The following is a 15,192-nucleotide window of genomic DNA, read 5'->3' as shown; positions in this document are numbered from 1 at the left end:
CGGGCCCGCACCTCACCCGGAGGGCGTGACCAGCCCGCTCTCGTAGGCGAGCACGACGGCGTGCACCCGGTCCCGCAGCTGCAGCTTCGCCAGGACCCGGCCGACGTGGGTCTTCACGGTCTGCTCGGCGATGAACAGCTCCGCCGCGATCTCGCCGTTCGACCGGCCCCGCGCCATCAGCAGGAATACGTCACGCTCCCGGTCGGTCAGCACGTCGAGCACCTCGGTCCGCGGGGCCGTCGGCTGCGGACCGGCGACGAAGGCCTCGACGAGGTGCCGGGTCACCCTCGGTGCGAGCAGGGAGTCGCCGGCTGCGACGGTCCGCACGGCCTGCACGAGCTCCTCGGCGCTCGCGTCCTTGAGCAGGAACCCGCTCGCCCCGGCACGGAGCGCGTCGAACACGTAGTCGTCGATGTCGAACGTCGTGAGCATCACCACGCGGACGGGCGACTCCGCGGGCGCCGCGGTGATCCGCCGGGTCGCCTCGATCCCGTCGAGCTCCGGCATCCGGACGTCCATCAGGATCACGTCCGGCCGGAGCCGGATCGCCATCACGACCGCCTCGGCCCCGTTCACGGCCTCCCCGACGACCTCGACGTCGTCCTGGGCCTGGAGGATCGCCCGCAGTCCGACACGGAACATCTGCTGGTCGTCGACCACCATCACCCGCGTCATCGGCTTGCCCCGTCGGCCGTCGGCTGCGACGTGGTCGCGGCGGGCCGGGTGGGCAGGCGCACGGCGACGCGGAAGCCGCCGTCCGGGTCCGGCCCGTGGTCGATCGTGCCGCGGAGCGCGGCGACGCGCTCGCGCATCCCCGCCAGGCCGAAGCCGCCGTCGTCCGGCGGCGCACCGGGCACGCTGCCGACCGGTGGCGCTGTGTTCGCGACCTCGACCGTGAGGGCCGGCCCGTGCCTCCCGACCGTCACGACGGTGGTCGCACCGGGCGCGTGCCGGACCACGTTGCCGAGCGCTTCCTGCACGACCCGGTACACGGTGAGCTGTGCGAGCCGGTCGACGTCGTCGAGGTCTGGGTCGAGCCCCTCGTCGAGCCGGAGCTCGACGGGGATCCCGGCCGCGCGGGTGGCCTGCACGAGCGCGTGCAGGTCGGCGAGCCGCGGCTGCGGTGCGCGCTCGGCGTCGGCGTCGCCACGCAGGGTGCCGAGCAGCTGCCGCATCTCCCGCAGGGCCGTGCGCGAGGTCTCGGCGATCGCGGCGAACTCGGTGCGGGCCTCCGGCGGCAGGTCCGAGACGCGGTACGGGGCGGACTCGGCCTGCATGTGCACGACGGACATGCTGTGGGCGACGACGTCGTGGAGCTCACGGGCGATCCGGGAGCGCTCCTCGACCGTCCGGCGTCGGGCCTGCTCGAGCTCGGTGTCGCGGCGGGCGGCGGCGAGCTCCTCGCGCACGCTCCGGCGCTGCCCGATCACGACCGCAGCGGCGGCCACGACGAGGGTGTCGCCGGCGCTCACCACGAAGCTCGTCGCCCAGACGTCGACCTGCCCCCACCGGTCGGGGGTCACGCCGATGAGCAGCAGGGTGAGCAGCGTCGCCGCGACCCAGACCACCGCGGTGAGCCGCCAGGTGGTGCGGACGCCCAAGACCACGAGCAGCACGCTCAGGCCGATGATGCTCGTGACCGAGACCGGCCAGGGCCCGACGGTGCCGGGTGCCGTCAGGATGCCGAGGCCGGCGAGGGCGACGAGGTGCGCGACCGACGCCGTGCGGGGGACGAGCGGTGCGAGCCCGATGCTCGCCGACAGCACGGCGGTCGCGAGCATCGCGAGCGGCACGGGGACGCCGTAGAACACCGCGGTCACGGGTGCGGCGACGGCGAACAGGGACACCGCGACGACGACGAAGCCGATCTGCACGGCAGGCCGGACCCAGGTGGGTCGGGGCTTCGGGACGACGGTCACGGGCGGGCGGTCTCTCCGGTTCGGGCGAGGCAGGGTTCGGGGGTGGGGGCGAGGGCGTGGGCGTGTGTGGCTGCGGCCCCGGCTGTGGCTGCGGCTGCAGCGCGGGCTTCACGGGCTTCGCGCCTGCGGCTGATGGTACCGAGCACCCGGTCGACCGCGATCCCGAGCCCGGCGGCGACCACCATCGACACCAGGGCCGCGACGATCGGTTCGTGCAGCACGCTCGACGCGGCCAGGGCGATGCCGATCGACACCGCCGACCACGCCAGCCCCGCGATCGCACTGATCGCGAGGAACCGGCGGTAGGGCAGGCCGGTCGCGCCGGCGGTCATGTTGACCGCGACCCGGCCGACCGGGATGAAGCGCCCGGTCAGGATGAGGCTGGCGGAGCGGCGCTGCATCTGCCGCTCCGCGAACGCGAAGGCCGCCGCGATCCGTGGTCGCTTCGACCGGGCCAGCCGGGCGAACCCGATCCGGCGCCCGATCCAGTACGCGATCGAGTCGCCGGCGATCGCTCCGAGGGCGGCGGCGACGAGCACCATGGCGAGGACGGGTTGTCCGGACGTCGCGGCGATGGCGGCGATCGCGACGAGGGCGGACTCGCTCGGCACCGGCGGGAAGAAGCCGTCCACCAGGCACAGGGCGAAGAGGACGACGTAGACGAGCGGACTCGCGGCCAGCTCGACGACGAGCGGGGTGATCTGGTCGAACACGGGGTGCTCCCTCCCGCCGACGGAACTCGTCGACGAGGACGACGCTACGGAGCCGGCGCGCGCTGGCCATCCCGCGGCGGTCTCGACCACCCCCTACCGCGGTATGACGTTCCCGTCCGCGAACACCACGTCGGGTGCGTCCACCCGGCGGTCGACGACGGTGGTCGGGGCCTCCAGGTGCACGGCACCCGAGGGCATGATGCCCGCACCGCCGAACCGTTCCATCACCCGCCACTGCGCGACGACGTCCTCACCGGCGTGCTCGGGCGGCAGGGTGTCCCAGAACCGGAAGCCCCCGACCTCCTCGAGCGCACGACGGTCGTACAGCGCGCAGGCACCGACCCACGCGACGCGGTAGGGCACCCACTCGCCGGGGCGCAGGTCGAGGTCGGCGGCGACGTGCGTCGGGTTCGCGGCGTTGTGCAGCGACCAGCGGTCGAAGCCGGGGGTGCCGCGGCGCACCACCTCGGGCACGACGGGACCGTCCCACCGCTCGAACACCGAGGTCTCGTGGGGGCGGCGGTCCTGCAGGTACGACAACCCCTGCACCGCGCTGCCGACGAACCCGCAGCCCAGGGTGCGCAGCGCGTCGAGCATCCGCGCGATCGACCCCGGCTCGAGCCAGACGTCGTCGTCGAGGAACAGCACCGCGGCTGCCTCGGCGTGGTCGAGCAGGAACTGCCGGTGCTCTGCCAGGCCACGCCGTTCCGGGTGCGTGAGGAGCACGACGGGGCGGCCCTGGGCCTCCAGGACGCGGAGCATGGCGGCGACCGCCGGCGCGCTGGCGGCGTCTCCGTCCGCCGACTGGTCGCTCAGCACGACGCGCAGGTCGACCTCGGTCTGGGCGGCGAGGCCGGCGAGCGTCGTGGCGAGCTCCGCCGGCCTGCCGACGGTGGGGATGAGCACGTCGACGTCGACCGTGCTCGTGTCCGCTGGATCGGGGGCCTTCGCCCAGGACCCGGACCAGCGGGCGGTCATGGTGCCGGGTCCGGTTCGGTGCGGGCGGCGGCCTCGCGGATGCGGCGGACGACGGCGCTCGTGGAGTGCTCGGGCACGTAGTCGACCATGACGACCTCGCCGCCGTAGCCGCGGACGACCTCGGTCTCGGTCAGCATCTCGGGGGAGTAGTCGCCGCCCTTGACGTAGACCTCGGGCCGCAGCCGTTCGATGAGCGGGATCGGGGTGTCCGTGGCGAACACCGTGACCAGGTCGACACAGGCGAGCGCCGCGAGCACGCCAGCGCGGTCCTCGGCGGGGTTGATCGGCCGTTCCGGACCCTTCAACCGGCGCACCGAGTCGTCGTCGTTCAGGGCGACGACGAGCAGGTCACCGAGGTCGCGGGCCTGCCGCAGGTACGTGGTGTGGCCGCGGTGCACGACGTCGAAGCAGCCGTTCGTGAAGACCACGCGACGACCGGCCTGGCGTGCGGCCTCGACCGCGGTGGCGAGTTCGTCGTGGTCGACCACGGTGGCGGCCGGTGCGGTGACCGAGTCGAGCAGGGCAGCGGCGGTGCAGACCGAGGTGCCGGCCTCGCGGACGACGACGTCGGCGGCCGCCTGGGCGACCGAGACGGCGTCGCGCAGGGGCGCCTGCACGGCGAGGGCGACGGTCGCCGCGGCGCAGAAGGTGTCACCGGCACCGGAGGCCTGCTGCTCCGAGGCGGGCGTCGCACGCGTGCGGTAGCCCTGGTCGGAACCGGGCTCGAGCAGCACCGTGCCGTCGCGGTCGAGTGTGACCACCGCGGCGCGGGCACCGCTGCGGGCGAGCACCTCGGCACGGGCAGCGACGACGGTGGTGACACGGTCCGAACCGGTGCCGAGTTCCGTGCCGAGCAGCGCGGCGGTCTCACCGGCGTTCGGCGTGACGAGGTCGGGGTGCAGTGCTGCCCAGCGGGTCAGGTCGTGGGCGTCGACCACGACGGCGCCGGGGCGGTCACGGTCGAGCATGGGCACGACGTCCTCGGCGCGGACACCCAGGCCGTAGTCGCACACGACGGCGGCGTCGGCGCACCGGACGGCGCGGGCGACCGAGCGGGCGAGGCGTTCGCCGTGCTCAGCGGTCGGGGTCGCGGCGAGCTCGTCGACCCGGACGACGACGCGGTCACCGCCGACCACACGGGACTTCGTGGTGGTGCGGGCGCCGGGGATCTCGACCAGGAACGACGTGTCGACGCCGGCTGCCTCGAGTCGCTGGCGCAGCACGTCGCCGGCCTCGTCGTCGCCGATGAGCCCGACCATGCGGACCCGGGCGCCGAGAGCACGGGCGTTCACGGCGGTGTTGGCGGCGCCGCCGGGCACCGCGATCGTCTCGGTGACGCGGACGACGGGGGCCGGGGCCTCGCGGGAGACCCGCTCGGCCTCGCCGACCGTCCAGCGGTCGAGGATGCAGTCGCCGATGACGACGACGAGCGGCTCGCGGTCGTCGACGGTCGCGACGAGGTCGCGGACCAGTCGGACGTCGGCGGTCATCGGGTGCCTCCCACGGTGTCGGCGCTGCCAGCGGTGGCACCGGCAGCGGCAGCGGGACTGGTGGCGGGGCTGCTGGCTGCCGCGGTGCTGCTGGCTGCTGCGGGGCTGCTGGCTGCTGCGGTCGACGGCTCGACGGTGCGGCGCGGCGGGGCTGCCTCGAGGTGCACCACGGTCGTCGTCGTCATCTCGTCGAGCAGGTGCGGGCCGTACCCGAAGCCGGCGCCCGAGGCACCGCGGGGCTGGGCGCTGCCACCCGGGGCACCGCCGAACACCGCGTTCACCTTGACGGTGCCGACGGGCAGCTCGGCCGCCGCACGCAGGGCGTGTGCGGTGTCGTTCGTCAACACGGTGGCGGCGAGGCCGTAGCGGTCGGCAGCGGCGAGCCGGAGGCCCTCCTCGAAGTCCGACACGACGCGGACCGGGGCGACGGGGCCGAAGGTCTCCTCGGTCAGCACGAGCATGTCGTCGGTGCAGCCGGTCAGGACGGTGGCGGGGTAGAACGACCCGAGACCGCCCGGCGTGACGCCGCCGGTCCGGGCGGAGGCACCGCGGGCGATCGCGTCGTCGACGTGGGCCTGCACGAGGTCGCGCAGACGGTCGTCGACCAGCGGGCCGAACTCGGCGGCGGGTGCTGCGGTGCGGCGCTCCGCCTCGGCGACGAGCGCGGCGACGAAGGACTCGGCGACGTCCTGGTGCACGTAGACCCGCTCCACGCTGGTGCAGATCTGGCCGGTGTTGGCGAAGGCACCGAGGGCGACCTGTGCGGCGGCCCACTCGGGGTCGACGTCGGCGTCGACGATGACGGGGTCGTTGCCGCCGTTCTCGCGGATGACGTGGGCACGGGTGGTCGCGGCCACCTCGCTCAGCCGGTCACCGGTCGCGGTGGAGCCGACGTGGGCGTAGACGTCGATGCCCTCCTGGGCCAGGAGCTGCTCGCCCGTGGTCGCGTCGCCGTCGACGCCGATCAGGACGCCGTCGGGCAGGACCTCGGCGAGCAGGGCGTTCAGTCGGGCGAACGTCGCGGGGCACCGCTCGCTGCCCTTGTGCACGACGGTGTTGCCGGTGACGATCGCGGCACCGAGGATCCCGCAGGCCACGGCGACCGGGTCGTTCCACGGCGTCAGGGCGAGCACCACGCCGCGGGGGTGCGGCACCGACCAGTCGGCGGCACCGAACTGCCCACGGAGCGCCTCACCGCGGTGCACCGGGCCGAGCTCGGCGTACTGCACGAGCGTCCCGATGCCGGCTTCGACCCCACCGAGCGCGTCGCCGGGCACCTTGCCGGTCTCGCGGGTGTTCAGGTCCGCCAGCTCCTGCGCGTGTGCACGGAGGTGCTCGGCCGCGGCGTGCAGCAGGGCGCCGCGCTCGGCGGGTGCCGTCCGGGCCCAGGCTCCGGCAGCGGCACGAGCACGGGCGACGGCGTTGCGCACGTCGTCCTCGGTCGAGCGCTGCACGGTCGACGCGATCGATCCGTTGACCGGGTCGGTCACCACGAGGTCGTCGGCGGCGGGGGGTGCGATCGTCATGGGGTCCTTCCGGAGGCGGGCGGGGCCTCACACGTTGCTCGACCTTCGCTGTGTGCGGTCACGGCATCGCGCTTCTCGTCCATCCGGGGCCGCTGCTGGGCGTCCGACCGGGTACGACCGGTAGACGTGGAGCTGTGCAACAGATCGGTGTGGGCGGAGAACGGTTCGACGATGTCCGAGAGATCGCGGTGCTCCGCGGCGGAGGACTGGGCGACCTGATGTTCGCCCTCCCGGCGTTCGAGGCCCTCGCCGCCGCGTACCCCGACGCCCGGATCACGCTGCTCGGCCCACCGTCGGCACGCCCGGTGCTCGAGGGCCGGACCGATGCCGTCCACGCCTTCGAGGAGCTCCCCGTCGTGCCCGGCGTTCGGGAGTCGGGCGACGGTGCACCGAGCGAACACGACTTCTTCGAGCGGCTGCACGGCCGCTTCGACCTCGCGGTGCAGGTGCACGGCGGCGGCCGGAACTCCAACCCCTTCCTGCTCCGGCTCGGCGCCCGCCACACCGTCGGGACCGCGACCGAGGACGCCGAGGTCCTGGAGCGCTGGGTCCGCTACGTCTACTACCAGCACGAGGTCGTCCGGGCGCTCGAGGTGGCCTCGCTCGCCGGCGCCGAACCGGTCACCCTCGACCCGCGACTGCACGTCTCCGAGGCCGCTCGGGCCGGGGTCCGACAGCGCCTCGGTGTCGAGGGTCGACTCGTCGCGATCCACCCCGGCGCCACCGACCCCCGTCGACGCTGGAGCCCCTCGCGCTTCGCCTCGGTCGCCCGTGCCCGGCTCGAGGCCGGCGACGACGTCGTGCTCGTGGGGGACGCGACGGACGTCCCGGCATCGTCCGCCATCGTCGCGGCGCTGCCGACGGCGCTGCGCGACCGGGTCCACGACCTGACCGCGGCGCTGCCGCTCCGTGAACTCCCCGAGGTCCTCGCCGCGGCCGACGTCATGGTCGGCGACGACTCCGGCCCGCGGCACCTCGCCGTGGCCGTCGGCACCCCGACCGTGGGCGTGTTCTGGTTCGGCAACGTCATCAACGCCGGCCCCTTCGACCGCGGCCGGCACCGGGTGCACCTGTCCTTCGTGACGCGGTGCCCGGTCTGCGGTGCGGACGTCACCCAGGTCGGCTGGACCGCGGAGCGCTGCGAGCACGACCCCTCCTACGTGGACCAGGTCGAGCCCGAGGCCGTCCTCGCCGACGTCGAGGACCTGCTCCGCACGACCTGACGAGCCTCGCACCGTGCGAGCTTCGGTCTCGTGCGCGCGCCGTCACCCCGTGCGCGGTTGCCTGCTGCGTGCGGCGCTGCAAGCGCGCACCCAGCAGTCGACGCTGCACCAGGCGACGCACCGCGCACCGTGCACGGAACGCGACCGGACGCCGGACGGGAGGCCCGCTGCCAGCCCGCAACGCGCCTCCCGGCCGCCCCGTGCGCACGCCGTCGCCCCGTGCGCGGTTCACCGCTGCGTGCGGCGCTGCAAGCGCGCACCCAGCCGTCAACGCTGCACCAGGCGACGCACCTCGCACCGTGCACGGCACACGCACACACGGGAGGCGCGGTGCCAGCCGGCACCGCGCCTCCCGTCCGTCAGCGGCGAGCGGCTACGGCCAGCTCGGCTCCGTCGCCGGCATGATCGACAGCTCGCGGATCTCGCAGCCGGACGGCTGCGAGAGCGCGAAGATGATCGAGTTCGCGACGTACTCCGGCTCGATCAGCTGGGCGTCCGGGCCCGGCTTGTACTGCTCGGTGCGGTCCGCGAAGAAGTTGGTGCGCATGCCGGCGGGGATGATGTTGGTCACGCCGATGCGACCGGCGGTCTCGGCGGCCAGTGCCTGCGAGAACCCGCGGACGCCGAACTTCGACGCCGAGTACGCGGTGCCGTCGCCGACGCCGCGCAGCGCGAGCGACGAGGAGATGGTGACCACGCGGCCGTGCGCGGCCTCGAGGGCGGGCAGGGCGGCGCGCACGGTCGAGGCGGTGCCGATCAGGTTGACGCCGACGATCTGCTCCCACTTGCCGGAGGAGATCGCGTCGATGGGGGCGGGGGTGTCGATGCCCGCGGCGGTGACGACGGCGTCGAGGCCACCGTGACGCTCGGCGGCGTCACGGACAGCCTGCTCGACGGCGTCGGTGTCCGAGACGTCCACGGCGACGGCGTCGACGCCCTCGGGGACGGCGTCGATCCGCAGGTCGAGGACGATCGGGGTACCGCCTGCCTCGGTGACGGCAGCGACGACGGCTGCGCCGAGTCCGGAGGCGCCGCCGGTGACGAGGACGCGGCCGATGGGGGTGGTGGGGACGGGCATGGATGTCCTTTGCGTAGTGGTGCGGGAAGTGGTCGAGCAGGTGTGGGCAGGCGAGCGGACGCTCAGCCGACGCGTGCGATCGCGGCGGCGAGCCGGGTGGTGGACCGACCCGGGTGGAACGGCACGGTGACGACGCGGCCACCCCACTCGGCGAGCGTCGCCGTCTCGGGCAGCTCGCTCGCGGTGTAGTCGCCGCCCTTGGCCCAGACGTCCGGGCGGAAGCGGCGCAGGGCCTCGTCGGGGGTGGACTCGTCGAACACCACGACGGCGTCGACGCAGTCCAGGGCGAGCAGCAGCTCGATCCGGTCGTCCTGGGTCATGATCGGCCGGTCGGGGCCCTTGAGCCCGCGGACGGACGAGTCCGAGTTGAGGCAAACGACCAGGCAGTCGCCGAGCGCACGGGCGGCGGACAGGGTGCGGGCGTGCCCGGCGTGCAGCAGGTCGAAGCAGCCTCCGGTCGCGACGACGGTGCCGCCGGCGCTCCGGACGTCGTGCACCAGGCGCATGGCGTCGCGGTCGGCCCCGGGCACGGCGAGCGGCGCGGGACCGTCGTCGGCGAAGAGCGCGGTGACGCCACCGGCGGCCAGGTACTCGGACGCGGCGACCACCCCGGCGGAGACGGCATCCGGGACGTCCGCCCCCGAGGCCAGCGCCACGGCGACTCCGGCTGCGAGCCGGTCGCCGGCTCCGCAGGGGTCCCCGGCGCTGACGGACGGTGCCGGCACGAAGCGGCTGTCGCCCTGCGCGTCGGCGAGGAGCGCTCCGCGGTCACCCATGGTCACGGCGACCGCGCCGGCCTGCCACTGCTCGACGAGCTGTGCTGCGGCGACGGTGGCGAAGGGCACACCGTGGCCCTCGACGTCGGTGAAGCGCCGGGCCTCGGCCGCGTTCGGGGTGGCGACGGTGATGCCCGGCACCGGGGCGGCGCCCTTGGGGTGCGGGTCCCACACGACCGGCAGGCGCTCGGCAGCGCGCGCGATCGCGTCGCGGAGGGCGGGGGCTGCGGCGACCCCGCGGCCGTAGTCGGCGACGACGATCGCGTCGACCTCGTCGAGAGCAGCGGTCATCGCCTCGGTGGCATCGGGCACGGGTGGGGTCGCGCAGCCCTCGTCGATGCGGACGAGGGCGTGGTCGACGACGCGCACCCGGGTCTTCACGGGGGTGGGCACGCCCGAGGGCCCGGCGACGACCGTGACGCCGGGGAGCAGGTCGCGGATCTCCTGCGCACGGCCGTCGTCGCTCAGGACGGTGACCAGGGTGACGTCGTGACCGTCACGGGAGAGCATCGTCGCGACGAGACCGGCACCGCCGGCACGGCGGTCGTCGGTGGCCACGTCGACCACGGGCACGGGTGCGTCCGGGCTCAGGCGCTCGCTCGTCCCGGACACGTCGACGTCGAGCAGGGTGTCCCCGACGACGGCGATGCGGAAGCGCGGAGCAGTGACGCGGCCGGCGGCAGCACCGGAACGCGGAGCGGTAGCGGCGCCGGGACGCGGACCCGCGGCGGCCCCGCTCATCGACGCCCTCCGCGACGCAGCGTCGGCTCCATCGCCTTGCACAGGGCGTGCACCAGGACGAGCTGCGCCTCCTGCACGTTGGCGGACGGCCCCTCGATGCAGATCGCGTCGTCGACCAGGTCGGCGAGCGGGTTCGGGCCGGATCCGGTCAAGGCGAGCGAACGGGCACCGACGGCCCGCGCGGCCTCGGCTGCACGGAGCAGGTTCGGGCTCTTGCCGCTCGTCGACAGCAGCACGACGACGTCCCCGGCGCGGGCGTGTGCCGAGACCTGGCGCGCGAACACCTGGTCGTAGCCGTAGTCGTTCCCGATCGCGGTCACGGCCGAGGTCTCCGCGTGCAGCGCGATCGCCGAGTACGCGGGGCGGTCGCCCTCGAAGCGCCCGGTGAGCTCCGACGTCAGGTGCTGGGCCTCGGCAGCCGATCCGCCGTTGCCCGCGGCGAGCAGACGACGCCCCGCGACGAGCCGCGCCGCGATGTCGTCCGCCCACGCGGCGATGTGGTCCCGGTGGTCGACGAGGGAGGCGATCACGGGGACCGACGCCGCGACGTGGTCGACGACGACGCGGGCACTGTCGGTGACGGCGCGTTCCTCGAGTCCGGTGTGCTGGTCGATGGTCATCGTGCGGTCCTCTCCGTCGACTGTGCGGCGCGGGCGACCCGGCCGGCGTGGGTGGTGCGCGAGCGGCCGGCGGCGGGCCCGGTCGTGCTGGCGGACGACGTCGCGCCGGCGAGCAGCCGCTCGTAGACGCGCTCGCTGTCGGCGGCGACCTTCTGCCACGTGTAGCGGGACTCGGCGCGCTTCCGCCCGGCCCGGCCGTACGCCTCGCGGCGCTCCGGGTCGTCGAGCAGGGCGCCGACGGCATCGGCGACCGCGGTCTCGTCGCGCGGCGGCACGTGCAGGCCGGTGGCGTCCTCGACGACGGTGTCGATGAGCCCGCCGACACTCGACGCGACCACCGGTCGACCGCACGCCATCGCCTCGAGCGGCACGATGCCGAACGGCTCGTACCAGGGGGCGCAGACGACGACGTCGGCGCTGCGGTAGACCGCCGGCATGTCGTGCTGGCCGAGCTGCCCGCGGAAGGTCACGTGGTCGCGCACCCCGAGGGACCGCGCCAGGGCGTCGAGCCGCTGGTACTCGGGGTCGTCCACCAGGTCGGCACCGGCGACACCGGCACCGCCCACGACGACGAGCTCGACGTCTCGGCCCTGTTCGACCAGCGCGGCGAGTGCGGCGATCGTCGTCCCGACGCCCTTCCGCTGCACGAGTCGTGACGCGGTGAGCACCCGGAGCGGGCGGTCGCGCTGTTCGACGGGGCCGTCCGGTCGGAAGAGCGAGACGTCGACACCGCACGGCACCACGGAGATGCGGTGCAGCGGGACGCCCAGCGCCTTGAGCTCGAACGCCTCGTCGGAGCACGTGGCGACGACCTGGTCGACGCTCCGACCGACGGCGGGTTCGACCCACTCGCGCTCGGCCGGGCTGGTGTCCGCGGCCCCCTGGTGCCGGCGCTTCACGACGCCGAGGGCGTGGAAGGTCTGCACGACCGGGATCCGGACGCCGCCGGTCCGGGCCTGCACCTGGCTCACGGCGTCGAGCGCGGCGTGGCCGGACATCCAGAAGTGCGCGTGCACCACGTCGGGGCGGTCGAGGAACCACTCGGCGGCGAGCACCGAGGCGAACGTCCCCATGAACGGGAACAGTTCGTCCTTCGGCACGGAGCGTGCGGGACCGGCGTCGACGTGCACGACGTCCACACCGGGTCGCAGGGGCACCCGCACCGGCTGCGACGCGTCGTCGCGCCGCGTGTAGACGGTCACGTGGTGGCCGCGGTCGGCCAACGCACCGGACAGTTCGGCGACGTGGACGTTCTGTCCACCGGCGTCGACCCCGCCGAGCACCGCGAGCGGGCTCGCGTGTTCGGACACCATGGCGATCTTCATCGCAGGCTCCCTTCGAGCGCGGCTCCCGCCGCACGGTTCCGTCGCGCACCGCGCGCGACGGCGTCGTCGAGCAGGTCGTCCCAGTCGGCGAGGAACCGGCCGAGCGCGTGCCGTGCGAGCACGGCTTCGCGTGCCACGAGGCCCCGTCGGCGCGCCTCCTCCGGGTCCTCGATCAGGGTCCTGGAGGCCCGGACCAGGTCCTCGACGTCGGTCGCGATGGCGCCGGCCTCACCGGGCACCGTGCGGGCCGCGTCCGTCGTCGCGAGCACGAGCACCGGCATGGCCATGTGCATCGACTCGATGAGCGACAGCCCGAGCGAGGTCCAGCGGTTCGGGTGCACGTAGGCCCGCCGTTCGGCGAGCGCCGCGTGCATCGGGTCGGCCTTGACGTCACCCTGGGCGACGACGCGGTCGCCGAACCCGAGCTCCGGCAGGCGTTCGGTGCCGATGCCCCAGACGTCGACCGGGGCGACCTCGGCGAAGCGGGGGAGCAGGTCGGTGCCGACGACGCGGTTCCGTCGGACGGGTTCGTTGATGACGACGCCGAGGCGCTCGAGCGCACCCGTGTACAGCGGGCCGGGGTCGACGACGCCGTGTTCGACGACGGTGGTGCGGGTGGTGCCGCAGTCCCACATGAGGGCGTTCCAGTGCGTCACGTGCGCGATCGTCAGGTCGTCGCGGTCGCGCATCGGGTGCAGGCTGTTCGGTACGTCGACCCGGGGTGCGTTGTGCTCGACGAAGACGATCGGGACGTCGCGGCCGCCGAGCAGTCTGCGGGCTTCCTCGAGCTCCTCGGTGCGCTGCAGGACGACCACGTCGACCTCGGCCTCGGCGACGTCCGCCGGGTCGATCTCGATCGCTCGGTCGGGCCAGTCGCGCCCGCCGCGGCCGAGTCCCCAGGCGTCGCGCGCCGGGGTGGTCGGGATGAGGTACTCGTGCGGGCCGCGGACGAAGGCGTCCATCCAGCCGCCGTGCACGTGCCACACGAGGATCCGCATGCAGGGCCTTCCGGTCGGTGTCGATGGGGTCGCTCCCCGCCGCTGCCGGAGCAGCAGGAGAAGGAGCAGGAGAAGCAGTGGCGCACGCTACGCAGCGCCTTCTGGGCCTCCCCGCAGACTTCTCCGGTCCATCCGCGAAACGCGGTCGAGGAGCCGTTCGTGGGCGGCCAGGACGTCCTCGATGCGCACTCCGGACAGGCACGGGTGGCCGGGCACGGGGCACTCCCTGGCGCGGCTCAGACGGCACGGGGCGGACTGGTCGCCGAGCAGTTCGACGAGCGGAGCGTACGGCGCCCACTTGACGGCGGGGACGACGGGCGAGAACAGGCTGACGACGGGTGCCCCGACGGCGGCGGCGAGGTGTGCCGGGCCGGTGTTGCCGACCACGACGACCTCGGCCCCGGCGAGCACCGCGGCGAGCTCGGCGGGGCTGGTCCGGCCGCCGAGGTCGATGCCGGTGTCGCCGGCGACGGCGGCGGTGAGCGTGCGTTCGCCAGGGGAGCCCGTGACGACGACGGGGACGCCGCGTCCGGCGTAGGCGGCGACGAGCGCGCGGTGGAGCGACTCCGGCCACGAGCGTGCCGGGACGCTGGCTCCGGGGTGCACGACCACGTAGCGGTCGAGCGCGGCCACGGACGGGGGCAGGGCGGCGTCGTGGCGCACCACGAGCCTCCCGTCGTCGTCCGGCGGCAGCCGGAACCCGGCCGCCTCGGCGATCCGCAGCGCCCGCTCGGGCTCGGGGAGGTCCTCCGGCAGGTCCTCGCCGGGGCGTAGGCGCACGTCGAGCAGGGACCCGGGGTGGTCGACGGAGGCACCGGAGACGCGGGCGACGCCGGCCAGGCGCAGGAGCAGCGCGAGGGGCAGGGGGGACTGGTGGAAGGAGGTCAGGACGACGGCCTCGTCGGGGCGCTCCTCGGCGACCAGGGCACGGAACTCGGCGAGCAGGGCGTCGTCGATCGGGCGAGCGGTCTCGGTGACCCAGGGCGCCGCCCACACCCGGACCCGGTCGATGCCGGGCAGCAGGTCGGCAGCCGGCGCGCCCTGCGGCCCGCACAGCATCGTGACGTGCGCGGCGCCGGCGGCGACCGCGCGCACGGCGGGTCCGGCGACCAGGACGTCGCCGAACGAGTCGAGCCGGGCGACGAGGACGCGGCGTCCGGCGCTCACGCCCGGCCCGCCACGCTGCCGACGTGCTCGAGCACGAGGGCGACGGCCTCGTCGAGGTCGGCGGCGACGGTCTCCGCGGCGTCGACCTCCTCGGTGCGCGTGCGGGGTGTGGGCACCAGGATGCCCTGGGCGCCGGCGTTCCGTGCGGCCTGCACGTCGGCCCCGATGTCGCCGACGACGACGATCGACTCCGGCGGGATGCCGAGCCGCTCGGCGGCGTCGAGCACCATCCCGGGCCGCGGCTTCCGGCAGGCGCAGTCGTCGCCCGCGTCGTGCGGGCAGACGCACCAGACGTCGAACGGGCCGACGAGTTCGTCGACCCGGGCGTTCGTGGCGTCGACCTGCTCCCGTGTGGCCATGCCCTTCGCGATCACCGACTGGTTCGTCACGACGCCGAGCCGGAGCCCGGCGGCCCGGGCACGCTCCACGGCGCGGCGGGCGCCGGGGACGGGGACGACCAGGTGCGGGTCGGCGTTGTAGGGGACGTCCACCACGAGGGTGTCGTCGCGGTCGAGGAGCAGGCCGCGGATGACGCGGTCCGGAGCGAGGGCCATGCTCCGTGACTACCGGTCGGCCGCCGGGCACCGCCCCAGGAAGAGCCGCGGAGCGCGGTCCCGACAGGGCCACCAGCGTGTCGG

General features: G+C 74.7%; 14 protein-coding genes. 1 reads left to right on the top strand and 13 read right to left on the bottom strand.

The window, feature by feature from the left end; translation table 11 throughout:
• Positions 1 to 12: 12 nt before the first annotated feature.
• From KK097_RS08285 to KK097_RS08260, 6 genes are all read right to left on the bottom strand, one after another.
• Complete coding sequence (locus KK097_RS08285; protein ID WP_214530355.1) at positions 13 to 675, bottom strand: response regulator; 663 nt, start codon at positions 673 to 675, stop codon at positions 13 to 15.
• Positions 672 to 1,919, bottom strand: coding sequence for a sensor histidine kinase (locus KK097_RS18425; protein WP_214544319.1), 1,248 nt, complete (start codon positions 1,917 to 1,919; stop codon positions 672 to 674). Before KK097_RS18425 ends, KK097_RS08285 begins: the two co-directional genes overlap by 4 nt.
• The gene (locus KK097_RS08275) at positions 1,916 to 2,632 is read right to left on the bottom strand and encodes a DedA family protein (RefSeq protein WP_214544318.1); all 717 of its coding nucleotides are present in this window, start codon (positions 2,630 to 2,632) and stop codon (positions 1,916 to 1,918) included. Before KK097_RS08275 ends, KK097_RS18425 begins: the two co-directional genes overlap by 4 nt.
• A gap of 93 nt (positions 2,633 to 2,725) precedes the next feature.
• A complete protein-coding gene (locus KK097_RS08270) occupies positions 2,726 to 3,610 on the bottom strand; it encodes a glycosyltransferase family 2 protein (protein ID WP_214544317.1) in 885 nt (294 codons plus the stop codon).
• Positions 3,607 to 5,100 carry a D-glycero-beta-D-manno-heptose 1-phosphate adenylyltransferase gene (gene rfaE2, locus KK097_RS08265; RefSeq protein WP_214530351.1) on the bottom strand — a complete coding sequence of 498 codons (1,494 nt, stop codon included), beginning with the start codon at positions 5,098 to 5,100 and terminating at the stop codon, positions 3,607 to 3,609. Before rfaE2 ends, KK097_RS08270 begins: the two co-directional genes overlap by 4 nt.
• Positions 5,097 to 6,626 carry an aldehyde dehydrogenase family protein gene (locus tag KK097_RS08260; RefSeq protein ID WP_214544316.1) on the bottom strand — a complete coding sequence of 510 codons (1,530 nt, stop codon included), beginning with the start codon at positions 6,624 to 6,626 and terminating at the stop codon, positions 5,097 to 5,099. The genes rfaE2 and KK097_RS08260 overlap by 4 nt, the downstream gene beginning before the upstream one ends.
• A gap of 134 nt (positions 6,627 to 6,760) precedes the next feature.
• On the opposite strand from KK097_RS08260, the gene KK097_RS08255 reads away from it, so the two are divergent.
• On the top strand, positions 6,761 to 7,849 hold the full coding sequence (locus KK097_RS08255; protein WP_214544315.1) for a glycosyltransferase family 9 protein: 1,089 nt from the start codon (positions 6,761 to 6,763) through the stop codon (positions 7,847 to 7,849).
• A gap of 373 nt (positions 7,850 to 8,222) precedes the next feature.
• Here the strand turns inward: KK097_RS08255 and KK097_RS08250 are convergent, their stop codons facing one another.
• From KK097_RS08250 to KK097_RS08220, 7 genes are all read right to left on the bottom strand, one after another.
• Complete coding sequence (locus KK097_RS08250) at positions 8,223 to 8,927, bottom strand: SDR family oxidoreductase (RefSeq protein ID WP_214544314.1); 705 nt, start codon at positions 8,925 to 8,927, stop codon at positions 8,223 to 8,225.
• 62 nt (positions 8,928 to 8,989) lie between these two features.
• The gene (locus KK097_RS08245) at positions 8,990 to 10,444 is read right to left on the bottom strand and encodes a PfkB family carbohydrate kinase (protein ID WP_250896569.1); all 1,455 of its coding nucleotides are present in this window, start codon (positions 10,442 to 10,444) and stop codon (positions 8,990 to 8,992) included.
• Complete coding sequence (locus KK097_RS08240) at positions 10,441 to 11,064, bottom strand: D-sedoheptulose-7-phosphate isomerase (RefSeq protein ID WP_214544313.1); 624 nt, start codon at positions 11,062 to 11,064, stop codon at positions 10,441 to 10,443. Before KK097_RS08240 ends, KK097_RS08245 begins: the two co-directional genes overlap by 4 nt.
• A complete protein-coding gene (locus KK097_RS08235; protein ID WP_214544312.1) occupies positions 11,061 to 12,389 on the bottom strand; it encodes a glycosyltransferase in 1,329 nt (442 codons plus the stop codon). Before KK097_RS08235 ends, KK097_RS08240 begins: the two co-directional genes overlap by 4 nt.
• The gene (locus tag KK097_RS08230; protein WP_214544311.1) at positions 12,386 to 13,387 is read right to left on the bottom strand and encodes a glycosyltransferase; all 1,002 of its coding nucleotides are present in this window, start codon (positions 13,385 to 13,387) and stop codon (positions 12,386 to 12,388) included. Before KK097_RS08230 ends, KK097_RS08235 begins: the two co-directional genes overlap by 4 nt.
• A gap of 87 nt (positions 13,388 to 13,474) precedes the next feature.
• Positions 13,475 to 14,554, bottom strand: a complete 1,080-nt coding sequence (locus KK097_RS08225) for a glycosyltransferase family 9 protein (protein WP_214544310.1) — start codon at positions 14,552 to 14,554, stop codon at positions 13,475 to 13,477.
• Complete coding sequence (locus KK097_RS08220) at positions 14,551 to 15,108, bottom strand: D-glycero-alpha-D-manno-heptose-1,7-bisphosphate 7-phosphatase (protein ID WP_214544309.1); 558 nt, start codon at positions 15,106 to 15,108, stop codon at positions 14,551 to 14,553. Before KK097_RS08220 ends, KK097_RS08225 begins: the two co-directional genes overlap by 4 nt.
• Positions 15,109 to 15,192: the final 84 nt, after the last annotated feature.

The sequence above is a fragment of the Curtobacterium flaccumfaciens genome (assembly GCF_018598405.1).
In the GTDB taxonomy this organism is placed as follows: Bacteria; Actinomycetota; Actinomycetes; order Actinomycetales; family Microbacteriaceae; genus Curtobacterium; species Curtobacterium aurantiacum.
The sequence above is the reverse complement of the archived record's forward strand: the minus strand, read 5'-3'. Positions and strand labels throughout refer to the sequence as shown.